10 protein-coding genes are annotated in these 11434 nt (G+C 72.8%); 5 read left to right on the top strand and 5 right to left on the bottom strand.

Annotated elements, in window-relative coordinates; translation table 11 throughout:
* Positions 1-59 precede the first annotated feature (59 nt).
* The 3 genes from SNOUR_RS28835 to SNOUR_RS49680 all read left to right on the top strand — a co-directional run bounded on the left by SNOUR_RS28835 (position 60) and on the right by SNOUR_RS49680 (position 1558).
* Positions 60-797 (top strand): LON peptidase substrate-binding domain-containing protein, encoded by a 738-nt coding sequence (locus SNOUR_RS28835; protein ID WP_067352652.1) that lies wholly within the window; start codon positions 60-62, stop codon positions 795-797.
* A 65-nt stretch (positions 798-862) separates the two neighbouring features.
* On the top strand, positions 863-1378 hold the full coding sequence (ybaK, locus tag SNOUR_RS28830) for a Cys-tRNA(Pro) deacylase (RefSeq protein ID WP_067352649.1): 516 nt from the start codon (positions 863-865) through the stop codon (positions 1376-1378).
* A 105-nt stretch (positions 1379-1483) separates the two neighbouring features.
* Positions 1484-1558, top strand: a complete 75-nt coding sequence (locus SNOUR_RS49680) for a hypothetical protein (RefSeq protein WP_466868946.1) — start codon at positions 1484-1486, stop codon at positions 1556-1558.
* 19 nt (positions 1559-1577) lie between these two features.
* Here the strand turns inward: SNOUR_RS49680 and SNOUR_RS28825 are convergent, their stop codons facing one another.
* The 4 genes from SNOUR_RS28825 to SNOUR_RS28810 all read right to left on the bottom strand — a co-directional run bounded on the left by SNOUR_RS28825 (position 1578) and on the right by SNOUR_RS28810 (position 5652).
* Positions 1578-2258, bottom strand: coding sequence for a DUF2567 domain-containing protein (locus SNOUR_RS28825; protein WP_067352647.1), 681 nt, complete (start codon positions 2256-2258; stop codon positions 1578-1580).
* A 77-nt stretch (positions 2259-2335) separates the two neighbouring features.
* Entirely contained in the window at positions 2336-3154 is an 819-nt protein-coding gene (locus tag SNOUR_RS28820; protein WP_067358906.1) for an ABC transporter permease, read from the bottom strand.
* Positions 3155-3266: 112 nt separating this feature from the next.
* Positions 3267-4256 (bottom strand): ABC transporter ATP-binding protein, encoded by a 990-nt coding sequence (locus SNOUR_RS28815; protein WP_067352644.1) that lies wholly within the window; start codon positions 4254-4256, stop codon positions 3267-3269.
* A 115-nt stretch (positions 4257-4371) separates the two neighbouring features.
* Positions 4372-5652 (bottom strand): NYN domain-containing protein, encoded by a 1281-nt coding sequence (locus SNOUR_RS28810; RefSeq protein WP_067352641.1) that lies wholly within the window; start codon positions 5650-5652, stop codon positions 4372-4374.
* Between the two features lie 269 nt (positions 5653-5921).
* Between SNOUR_RS28810 and SNOUR_RS47280 the strand changes: the two genes are divergently transcribed.
* A complete protein-coding gene (locus tag SNOUR_RS47280) occupies positions 5922-6086 on the top strand; it encodes a hypothetical protein (protein ID WP_167739074.1) in 165 nt (54 codons plus the stop codon).
* A 139-nt stretch (positions 6087-6225) separates the two neighbouring features.
* Here SNOUR_RS47280 and dnaE read toward each other — a convergent pair whose 3' ends face one another.
* A complete protein-coding gene (gene dnaE, locus SNOUR_RS28805) occupies positions 6226-9780 on the bottom strand; it encodes a DNA polymerase III subunit alpha (protein ID WP_067352638.1) in 3555 nt (1184 codons plus the stop codon).
* Positions 9781-10067: 287 nt separating this feature from the next.
* On the opposite strand from dnaE, the gene SNOUR_RS28800 reads away from it, so the two are divergent.
* Positions 10068-11387, top strand: coding sequence for a DUF2252 family protein (locus SNOUR_RS28800; RefSeq protein WP_067352635.1), 1320 nt, complete (start codon positions 10068-10070; stop codon positions 11385-11387).
* Positions 11388-11434: the final 47 nt, after the last annotated feature.

The following is an 11434-nucleotide window of genomic DNA, read 5'->3' as shown; positions in this document are numbered from 1 at the left end:
GGGCCCGAGGCGGGTGCGGGTGGTGGCGCGCCCAGGCACAGGCTCTAGGCTTACGGGCTGTGTCCTCCCTGCGTCTGCCGCTGTTCCCGCTCAACTCGGTGCTGTTCCCGGGTCTGGTGCTGCCGCTGAACGTCTTCGAGGCGCGCTACCGGGCGATGATGCGCGATCTGCTGGAGCGGCCCGAGGACGACCGCCGGTTCGCGGTGGTCGCCATCCGGGACGGCCGCGAGGTGGCGTTCACCGCGCCGGGGCTGCCGGACGCCACCGCGCCGACCGCCACCGGCCCGGCCGCGGGCTTCGGCGACGATCCGGTCCGGGCCTTCCACGCCGTCGGCTGCGTCGCGGACGCGGCGACCATCCAGGAGAAGTCGGGCGGCGGCTACGAGGTCCTGGCCACCGGCACCACCCGCTTCCGGCTGCTGTCGGTGGACGCCTCCGGGCCGTATCTGACCGGTGAGCTGGAGCCGCTGGAGGAGGACCACGGGGAGGGCGCCGGCGCGCTGGCCTCCGGCGTGGTGCGGGCCTTCCGCGCCTATCAGAAGCGGCTGGCCTGGGCGAACGAGCGGACCCTCGCCAGCGGCCAGGACCTGCCCGCCGACCCGGCGGTGCTGTCGTACCTGGTCGCCGCCGCTGCGGTGCTGGACGTGCCTGCCAAGCAGGAGCTGCTGGCGGCGCCGGACACCGCGGACCGGCTGCGGCAGGAGCTGAAACTGCTTCGCCAGGAGGCGGCGGTGATCGGTAAGCTCCCGTCGCTGCCGGCCGTGGAGCTGACCCGGCAGCCGACCAGTCCCAACTGACACACCGGCTCGCGGGTCTCCGGTCCCGGGGCCGCGGCTCCGCGGGCGAACGAGGCGAGGGCACCGTGGCGAAGAAGCCGAAGCAGGGGAAGAAGACCGGCCCGCAGTCCGGCGGCACGCCGGCGACGGTGGCGCTGACCGCGGCCGGCGTCCCGTTCACGGTGCACGCCTACGAGCACGACCCGGCGGCGGCCTCGTACGGCGAGGAGGCCGCGGAGGCGCTCGGGATCTCCCCCGACCAGGTGTTCAAGACGCTGCTGGCGGACGTCGACGGCACCCTCACGGTGGCCGTGGTGCCGGTCTCCGGCTCGCTGGACCTGAAGGCGCTGGCCGCCGCGGTGGGCGGCAAGCGGGCCTCGATGGCCGATCCGGCGGCGGCCGAGCGCAGCACCGGCTATGTGCTGGGCGGGATCTCGCCACTGGGGCAGCGCAAGCGGCTGCGGACGGTGCTGGACGCCTCGGCGCAGGGCCGGCCGACGGTGTGCGTCTCGGCGGGTCGGCGCGGACTGGAGGTCGAGCTCGCCCCCGACGACCTGGTCGCGCTGACGGGCGCCCGACTGGCACCGATCGCGCGGGGTTGAGCGCCCCGCCGGCGCCGCCGCGCGCCCCCGGTTGCCGCCGGCCGCACCGCACCGGGGCTTCCTGCCGCACCCCGCCCTCGGCTACGACCGGGGAGGAGGTACGCCATGTCGAAGAGGACCCGTAAGCGGAAGTGGCGCGTCCGGAAGGGGCGGGCCAACCACGGTCGCCGGCCGTCCTGAGGGGCGGCCGGCGGAGCGGTCAGTCGGCCGTCGGCGGCTGCTGGTGGTGCCCGGACCAGTCCGGCACCATCAGCCCGTCCGGTTCCGGGTCGCGCGGCCCGAACAGCCCGCTCAGCGCGATCTGGGTGAGCATGCCGGCGATCGGCCAGGCCAGCAGGGCGCCCTTGGCCTGGAGCCGCAGCGGGCCGTCGAAGACGACCCCGGCGCCGACCTGCTTGGCGTGCGCGACCACGTCCGGGGTGGGGCCCAGCCACATGCCCATGAGCCAGCCCAGCACGGCGGCCAGCAGGCCGCCCACGGCCAGCGACACCACCAGCGGAATGCCGCCGCGGCGCCGGAAGAGGAAGACCACGGCCGCGCTGAGCACGCCGAAGCCGAACGCGAGCAGGACGAAGGTGCCGTCGGCGCCGATCGCCTCCTCGCCCTCGGTGTTCTTGAGGTAGACGTTGTGGGTGTCCGCGATCAGCGGCACGCGCGGCGCCAGCCAGGCCCACAGCACGCCCAGCAGCACCCCGCTCACCGCGACCGCCAGCGCGATCAGCACGCCCTCCCGCAGCTCGCGGGCGAGTTCGGGGCCGGCTGCGGAGTCGGCGGCGGCAGCGGGCTCCCCGGCGGGGGCGTCCTGCTGCCGGTGCGGCTCGTCGGCCGGTTGGTTCTCGTGGGGCGGTTGGTTCTCATGGGGCGTCTGCGCTGCGGTCACCCCGTCATCGTGCCAGGCCGACGCCGTGGTTCCGGCAGCAGGACGCCCAAGGCACCTATTAGGGGCGGCGGCCGCGCTCACCGGACCGCCGCCCGGCGGTACGCCCACGTCGCCAGGGCCAGCGAGAGCACCCCGACGGCCGCGCAGATGCCCAGGTCGCCGGCGACCGCCAACCAGTCGGGATGCGGGGCGAAGGTCCGTGCCAGCGCCTCCACCCCGTAGGTGGAGGGCAGCAGATCGCGGGCCCAGCCGATCGGCTCGGGCATCCGCCCGGCCGGCAGCACTCCCAGCAGCAGCGCCGCCGACATGCCCAACTGGCCGCCGAGGGTGGCGAGTTCCTGCCGCGGGGCGAGCAGCCCGAGGGCCGCGCCCAGCCCGGACAGCGCCGCGCCGGCGAGCGGGACGACGGCGACCAGCACCCACAGGTGGGCCATCGGCAGCTGGAAGAGCAGGCAGCCGACGACCGCGGTGACCACCGTCCCCGGCACCGTGAAGGACGCGTAAGCGGCGGCCGCGCCGAGCACCACGGCGGCCGGCGGCACCGGCAGCGTCGCGTAGTGGTCGAGGCCGCCGCCGGCCCGCAGCTGACCGAAGTACTGGGCCAGCAGGTTCAGCGCGACGAAGGCGACGACCAGCACCGCGGAGCCGGCGACCACCGACCAGGCCGGGTCGCCGCCGCTGACCACCCCGCGCAGCAGGACCATGATCCCGACGGACTGGAAGGTGGCCACGAACAGCAGCGGGATCCGGGCGACCCGGGCCCGGGAGAGCTGGGCGCGGTAGACGGCGCCCAGCGCGGGCAGCAGCCGGGCCCGGGGCGCGAGCGGGGCGACCTCGCCGGCCCCGCCGCCGTCCGGTTCGGCTCCGGTCCCGGTCGCCGCCCGCGCGGACACCACACTCACGCCGTCACCCAGCTTTCCCCGACCCACCGTCGGTCCGTCGTACGGGCGAGCGGGCGCCCGCTCGGGCCAGTCCTCGTCCGGCCTCCGGCCGGGGGTACCGCCGCGCTCACGCTTTTACCAGCCCCTCCGCGCGCCCGCCCAGGGAGACGTAGACGTCCTCCAGGCTCGGCGTGGCCAGGGTGAAGTCGTCCAGGGCCGCGAAGGCGGGCCCGGCGGTGACCGCGGTGACCGCGGAGCGGGCCCGGTCGGCGGGCAGCCGCAGGGTCCAGCGGCGGCCGGCGGTGCGGGCCTCGGCGGCGAGGGCGGCGACCTCGGGGACGTCGAGCGGGGGCCGGTCCCGCCAGACCAGCTCCAGCCGGACCTCCTCCCCCACCAGTTCCTTCAGCCGGCCCGGCGTGTCGCAGGCGATCACCCGGCCCTGGTCGATCACCGCGACCCGGTCGAGCACGCTCTCGGCCTCCAGGACGTTGTGGGTGACCAGGACGACGGTGGCGCCCCGCTCGGCGCGGCGGCGGTCCACCGCGGCCCACACGGCGCGCCGGGCGACCGGGTCCATGCCGGTGGTCGGCTCGTCGAGCACCAGCAGCGGGCGCTCGCCGATCAGCGCGGTGGCGAAGCAGGCCAGCCGCCGCTGGCCGCCGGAGAGCTTCTTCAGCGCCCGACCGGCGATCGGGCCCAGGCCCAGCTCGTCGAGGACCGCGTCGCGTTCGGCGCGGGCGGCGCCGGCGTCCAGGCCGCGCAGCCGGCCGGTGGTCTCCACGGCGAGGGAGACGGTCAGCTCGTCCAGCGCGGTCGACTCCTGGCCCAGGTAGCCCAGCAGCCGGGCGGCCCGCTCCGGGTGCCGCACCAGGTCGTGGCCGAGGACGACGATGCTGCCGGAGTCCGGCCTGAGCAGTCCGGTCAGCTGGCGGACCAGGGTGGACTTGCCGGCGCCGTTGGGGCCGAGCAGCCCGAAGATCTCGCCGCGCCGGACGTCGAGGCTGATGCCGTCGCTGGCGCGCACCGCGGGCGCCCGGTCCGCCCCGCGCCGCCCGCGCAGCGCGGGATAGGTCTTGACCAGGTCCCGCACGACGCACACCGGCGCGCCGTGCTCCACCTGTTTTGCGCCCGTCTTCACGAGTGACGAGAGTACGCGGCCCCGGGCGGCCTCCCGCCCCTGGGGCTCCACGGGACCGGCGCGTACGGCCGGCGCGCCGCGTGCGGGCGGGCCGTCAGTCGCCGATCGGGGTGTGTTCGGCGGCGGTGCGGAGGTCGACCTCGCGCCAGAAGCCGGCCCGGATGGCGTAGCGGTCGTGCTCGTCGATCTGGTCGTCCTTGTGGGCGAGCAGGCCGAAGCGGGCGGCGTAGCGGAGCAGTTCCCCGTCGATGCGGTGCGGGATGCGGGGGTACTCCGTCGAGAGCTGCTGGAGGTGGACGGAGTCGGAGAGCCGCTCGGTCCAGCGGCGGGCGAAGACCTGGCCGACCTCGAAGGGGTCGCCGCCGACCGCGGTGATGTCCTCCTCGCGGTCGGCCCAGCGCTGCTCGGCGCTGGTGAGCTGGGCGAGGGTGGGCAGCGAGGCGGTCTCGGCCGGTTCGCCGAGCGGGCCGCCGCGCTCGATCCAGCCCTTGTCGGAGGACCAGCGGAGGGTGGCGGCGGGCTGGGTGCCGTTCGGGGCGGAGTTCGGGGCGGAGCCCTGGACGACGTGCGCGGGGCGGCCGAGGCCGGCGAGGTCCTTGGGGGTGGGGACGCCACGGGAGCCGCCGGAGCCGGTCTCGCCGGAGGACTCCTCGCGGTCGCCGTCGGGCACCGGGCGGGTGGCACCGTTGCCGCCGCCCGCGGGGTCCGGTCCGGAGCCGGACGCGGCGGCCGCCGCCGCGGCGACCGCGGTCTCCGGGAGCGGGGCGGAGAGGATCGCGGCGATCTCGGGTCGCGGGGCGGGCGGCGGGGCGCAGGGGCCGCCCAGCTCCTTGGCGCGGACCGCGCCGGTGATCCAGGCGCGGTCCAGCACCCGCCGCTCGTCGGCCTCGGCGACCAGGTCCTCGGACTGGTTGTAGTCGCCGTCGGCGGCCTGGACGGCCCAGAGGTGGACGGCGACGCCGTGCTCCTTGGCGGACATCAGGCCGGGCAGCAGATCGCCGTCGCCGGTGACCAGGACGATGTCGGAGCAGGCGCGGTTGCGGGCGAGTTCGGTCAGCTCGGCGTGCATGGCGGCGTCCACGCCCTTCTGCGCCCAGCGTCCGTCGCTGCGCGTCAGGGCGCCCAGCCGGACGGTGACCCGGGGCATCACCCGCAGTCGGCGGTGTTCGGGCTGCGGGACGCGGTCGGGGGCGCCGTCGAACCAGTAGATCCGCAGCAGCGGCCGTTCGGTGTCGGCCTCGGCGCGCTGGCGCAGGCCCTGGATGAGGGCGGCGTGGTCGACGGTGATCCGGGAACGGGCGGGTTCTCCGGCGAGCAGGCTGGCGGCGGCACCGAGCAGATACCCGGCGTCGACCAGGACGACGCAGCGGTCCACGTTCCACCCTCTTCCCTGAGGTGCTGAAGTCCGGACGCCCCCCGGCTCCGCCCGTGGCACGAGTGCTCTTCGGCTTCCTTCGAGTCTGCCCGACCGAACGGGGGTTATCTGCACGAACTCGATCTTCGGCGTGGCGTATTCACGTTCGGCCAGTCGCACGGCGCGTAACTGCCGCCATCACTCAGGGTAATTGCCCGAAATGCAGTGATGTGTCCGCCGTGTAAGTCTGATTCCGGCCGATCCCAAGATCCCCCCCAGGAGGCACGATCATGGCCAAGAACAAGAAGGAACGGAAGCAGCCCAAGGCGAGCGAGCCCGAGCGCGGCCAGCAGCGGTCCGAGAAGTCGACCCTCGAAGCGATCTCGCACTCGCAGGCCCAGGCCAGCCCGTCGGACGTCGCGCGCAAGCACCAGCGCCGCTTCGGCCACAACTGACACATCCCGGTGAAGCCGCCCGGCAGCACCCCAACTGCCCCGCACCACCGATGACTTGCCGAGGGGCGCGCCCGAACCGTGCGGGCGCGCCCCTCGTCGCATCGGGGACCGGGGCCGCGGCGACGCCCCGGCCGGATGCTCAGCCAGCCAGGCAGGACGGGCCGAGCAGCACCTTCAGATCGCCGAACAACGACGGGTCGGCGGTGACCCGGTGGCGGTCCAGGCGGAGCACCGTGGTCTTCCGCACGCCCTGGAGCCGGATGCGGACCTCGGTCGAACCGCGGTGGCTGCTGAGCACCTCACCGAGCTTCTCGACCATCGGCGGGGTGACCTTCACCGCCGGGATGGTGATCGTCACCGGGGCGTTGGCGCCGGCCTCCGAGAGGTCGGGGACCATCATCTCCATGGCGACCAGCCGCGGCACGTCCTCCCGCTTGTCGAGCCGGCCCTTGACGAACACCACGGCGTCCTCGACGAGTTGGGTGGACACCAGCTGGTAGGTCGCCGGGAAGAACATGCAGTCGAGGGAGCCGGCGAGGTCCTCGACGGTGGCGATGGCCCAGGCGTTGCCCTGCTTGGTCATCTTGCGCTGCAGGCCCGAGATGATGCCGCCGATGGTGACGATCGAGCCGTCGGAGTAGTCGCCGCCGGTCAGCTGGGCGATGGCGGCGTCCGCCTTGTCGCTCAGCACGTGCTCCAGCCCGAAGAGCGGGTGGTCGGAGACGTAGAGGCCGAGCATCTCGCGCTCCTGGGCGAGCAGATAGGTCTTGTCCCACTCGTCCTCGGAGAACTCCACGTCCAGCCCGAAGCCCGGCCCGTCGTCGGTGGAGTCGTCGCCCATCCCGCCGAAGAGGTCGAACTGCCCCTCCGCCTCCTTGCGCTTGACCTGGACGACGTTGTCGATCATCGGCTCGTAGTGCGCCATGAGGCCCTTGCGGGTGTGGCCCATCTCGTCGAAGGCGCCGGCCTTGATCAGCGATTCGGTGGTGCGCTTGTTGCAGACCACCGCATCGACCTTGTCGAGGTAGTCGGGGAAGGAGGAGTACTTCCCCTTGGCCTTGCGGCAGCGGATGATCGATTCGACGACGTTCTGGCCGACGTTCCGGACGGCGGTGAGGCCGAAGAGGATGACGTCGTCGCCCTGGGCGGCGAAGTTGGCCTCGGACTCGTTGACGTTCGGCGGGAGCACCTTGATGCCCATCCGACGGCACTCGTTCAGATAGACCGCGGACTTGTCCTTGTCGTCGCGCACGGAGGTCAGCAGCGCGGACATGTACTCGGCCGGGTAGTTGGCCTTGAGGTAGGCGGTCCAGTAGGTGACCAGGCCGTACGCGGAGGAGTGCGCCTTGTTGAAGGCGTAGCCGGCGAACGGGACCAGGACGTCCCACAGGGCCTGGATCGCGGCGTCGCTGTAGCCGTTCTTGCGGGCGCCCGCCTGGAAGATGGTGAAGTTCTTCGCCAGTTCCTCGGGCTTCTTCTTGCCCATCACGCGGCGCAGGATGTCGGCCTCGCCGAGGGAGTAGCCGGCGACGATCTGCGCGGCCTTCTGCACCTGCTCCTGGTACACGATGAGGCCGTAGGTCAGGCCCAGCGTCTCCTTCAGAGGCGCTTCGAGCTCCGGGTGGATCGGCGTGATCTCCTGCCGGCCGTTCTTGCGCTCGGCGTAGTTCGTGTGCGAGTTCATGCCCATCGGGCCCGGCCGGTACAGGGCCGAGACGGCGGAGATGTCCTCGAAGTTGTCGGGCTGCATCTGGCGCAGCAGCGAGCGCATCGGGCCGCCGTCGAACTGGAACACGCCCAGCGTGTCACCGCGGCAGAGGAGTTCGTACGTCTTCGGGTCGTCGAGCGGGACCGACAGGAGCTCCAGCTTGACGCCCTTGTTGGCCTCCACCATCTTCACGGCGTCGTCCATGATGGTGAGGTTCCGCAGGCCCAGGAAGTCCATCTTGATCAGGCCGAGCGACTCGCACTGCGGGTAGTCCCACTGCGTGATGGTGACGCCGTCGGTGTGCCGCACCCAGATCGGGGCGTGGTCGATGATCGGCTCGCTGGACATGATGACGCCGGCGGCGTGCACGCCCATCTGCCGGACCAGGCCCTCGACGCCCTTGGCGGTGTCGATGACCTTCTTGACGTCCGGCTCGTTCTCGTACATCCCCCGGATCTCACCGGCCTCGTTGTAGCGCGGGTGCGAGGGGTTGGTGATGCCGTCGAGGTCGATGCCCTTGCCGAGGACATCGGCGGGCATCGCCTTGGTGAGGCGGTCGCCCATGGCGTACGGGTAGCCGAGGACGCGGGCGGAGTCCTTGATCGCGTTCTTGGCCTTGATCTTGCCGTAGGTGCCGATCATGGCGACCTTGTCGGCGCCGTACTTCTCGGTGACGTACCTGATGACCTCGACGCGCCTACGCTCGTCGAAGTCGATGTCGACGTCGGGCATGGAGACGCGCTCGGGGTTGAGGAACCGCTCGAAGATCAGGCCGTGCTCGATCGGGTCGAGGTCGGTGATGCCCATGGCGTAGGCGACGATCGAACCGGCCGCGGAGCCACGGCCGGGGCCGACCGCGATGCCGTTGTTCTTCGCCCACATGATGAAGTCGGCGACCACGAGGAAGTAGCCCGGGAACCCCATCTGGATGATGACGTCCATCTCGTACTCGGCCTGCTTCTGCCGGTCCTCGGGGACGCCGCCGGGGAAGCGGCGCAGCATGCCGCGGCGCACTTCCTCCTTGAACCACGTGGTGTTGGTGTAGCCCTCTTCCGGGATGTCGAACCTCGGCATGAGGTCGCGCTTCTCGAACATGCCGGTGGTGTCGACCTGCTCGGCCACCAGGAGGGTGTTGCGGCAGCCCTCCTGCCAGGCGTCCGAGGAGTCGATGGCGTACATCTCGTCGGTGGACTTGAGGTAGTAGCCGGTGCCGTCGAACTTGAAGCGGTCCGGGTCGGAGAGGTTCTTGCCGGTCTGGATGCACAGCAGCGCGTCGTGCGCGGTCGCCTCGTGCGCGTAGGTGTAGTGCGAGTCGTTGGTGACCAGCGGGGGGATGCCGAGCTTCTTGCCGATCTCCAGCAGGCCGTCACGGACCCGGCGCTCGATCTCGATGCCGTGGTCCATCAGCTCCAGGAAGTACCGGTCCTTGCCGAAGATGTCCTGGTATTCGGCGGCCGACTTCAGGGCCTCGTCGAACTGGCCGAGGCGCAGCCGGGTCTGCAGCTCACCGGAGGGGCACCCGGTGGAGGCGATCAGGCCCTCGCTCCACTGGGAGATCGTCTCCTTGTCCATGCGCGGCCACTTCTGCAGCCAGCCCTCGGCGTACGCGTCCGAGGAGAGCTTGAAGAGGTTGTGCAGCCCCGTTTTGTTCGCCGCCCAGATCGTCTTGTGGGTGTAACCACCGGAACCGGAGACGTCGTCGCGCTTCTGGTGCGGCTGGCCCCACTGGATCTTGCGCTTGTTGCGCCGCGACTCCGGCGCGACGTACGCCTCGATGCCGATGATCGGGGTGACCCCGGCCTTCTGCGCGGAGTGGAAGAAGTCGTACGCGCCATGGAGGTTGCCGTGGTCGGACATGGCGATGTGCGTCATCCCCATGTCCTTGCACGCCTTGAACATGTCGGAGAGCCGCGCGGCACCGTCCAGCAGCGAGTACTGGGTGTGGACGTGCAGGTGCGTGAAGGGGGGCCTGGACGAGGGGGCCACGGCGCTGAACCTCCGGGAACGGCAGTTGTCGGGACTGGTCGGGCGGGATGGACGGGACAGGTCCGCCGGGGGCGGCGGAAGCCGTCCGCAGGGATGGGCTGAAGATGTCGCGAGGGATGGGTGGGACGGTGTTGAAGTCTACGACCCGGCACTGACAGCGGGGGCCCGCAGCGGTGCGCACGGCGCCCCCGACGGGACGACCGACGGCCGGGCACTCACGGGCCGCCCCGTGCGTTGTCCCGCTGATCTCCGATTCGCTTTCCCGGCACTGCAGGAGGCAGCCAGCGATGCCGATCCCACACGCCCCGACGCGGGACACCGCGCGGCCCGGCCAGGACACCGCCCGGCGCGACGGGGAGATCCTCGCCGCCCTCGACACCGCCCCCGAAGGCGCCCTGCGCCGGATGGCCGGTTCCCCCGCCGCGTTCTTCCGGGGCGCGGCGGCCCTTTTCCACCACGACCTGGCGGCGGCCGGCGCGGGCGCGCAGGGCACGCCGTATCTGGACGAGCGGACCGCCCGGGTGTGGATCCACGGCGATCTGCACGCCGGGAGCTTCGGCGGATATCTGGACGCCACGGGCCGTCTGGTGTTCGGCGTCACCGGATCGGGTGAGTCCTACGTCGGCCCGTTCACCTGGGACCTGAAGCGGTGCGCGGCCTCGGTGGCGCTGCTCGGTCACGCCCGGGGGCTGAGCGACACCCGGATCACCGAGCTGGTGCGGGCCTTCGCCGCGGCCTATCGGGAGCACGTCCACGCGCTGGCCTCCGACGCGGACACCGCGCCGCCGTGCACCCTGGACACCGCCGACGGCCCGCTGCTCGCGGTGCTGCGCGCGGCCCGCGGCCGGACCCGGGCCGGGCTGCTGGCGTCGCGGACCGAGCGGTGCGACGGCGAGCGGCGCCTCGCGGTCGGGCACGACGGCGTCGAGCTGGACGCGGCGGCCCGCTACACGGTCCTGGCGGCGTTCGACGGCTATCTGGAGACGCTGCCGGAGAGCTCCCTGACCCGTCCTGAGGCGTACCGGATCAAGGACGTGGTGGGCCGGCGCGGCACCGGCACGGCCGACGCGGAGGCGTACGACCTGCTGCTGGAGGGCGGCAGCGACGTCCTGGAGAGCGATGTGGTGCTCACCATGCGGCGGGCGCGGACCCCGTCGCTCGCCCGGTACCGCCCCCTCCCCGACGTCGCCGAGCACGTCCGGCACGACGGGCAGCTGGCGGTGCTGGCGCGGTGCGCCCTCCAGACGCACGCCGATCCCTGGCTGGGCTGGACCGCGCTGGACGACGCGGGCCTGGTGGTCGGCGAGGTCTCGCCGTACACCACCGGGCTGGACTGGTCCGGCCTGGACGACCCCGAGGAGTTCGCCGCGGCCGTCGTCGGGCTGGGCCGGGTCACCGCCGCGGCGCACGCCGCGGGGGACGGCAAGGCCCGGCATCCGCTGGTGCCGTTCCGGCCCGAGCGGGCCATCGACGCGGCCCTGGCGGCCGACGAGGACGGCTTCGGCCCGCTGCTGGCGGACTTCGCGCACTCCGGTGCGGCCCGCGCCCGCGCCGACCACGCGCTCTTCGTCGAGCTGCTCCGGGACGGTCGGTTCCCGGTCCCGTAGCCCATCCGGCCCGCCCCCTTAGTGACCCTTTGGCCCGTCCCATGGCA

The organism is Streptomyces noursei ATCC 11455, from assembly GCF_001704275.1.
Taxonomy (GTDB): domain Bacteria; phylum Actinomycetota; class Actinomycetes; order Streptomycetales; family Streptomycetaceae; genus Streptomyces; species Streptomyces noursei.
The sequence above is the reverse complement of the archived record's forward strand: the minus strand, read 5'-3'. Positions and strand labels throughout refer to the sequence as shown.

Coding starts and splice junctions, on each gene's coding strand:
- SNOUR_RS47280 (WP_167739074.1), top strand. CDS start 5,922: ATGGCCAAGAACAAGAAGGAACGGAAGCAGCCCAAGGCGAGCGAGCCC.
- SNOUR_RS28800 (WP_067352635.1), top strand. CDS start 10,068: ATGCCGATCCCACACGCCCCGACGCGGGACACCGCGCGGCCCGGCCAG.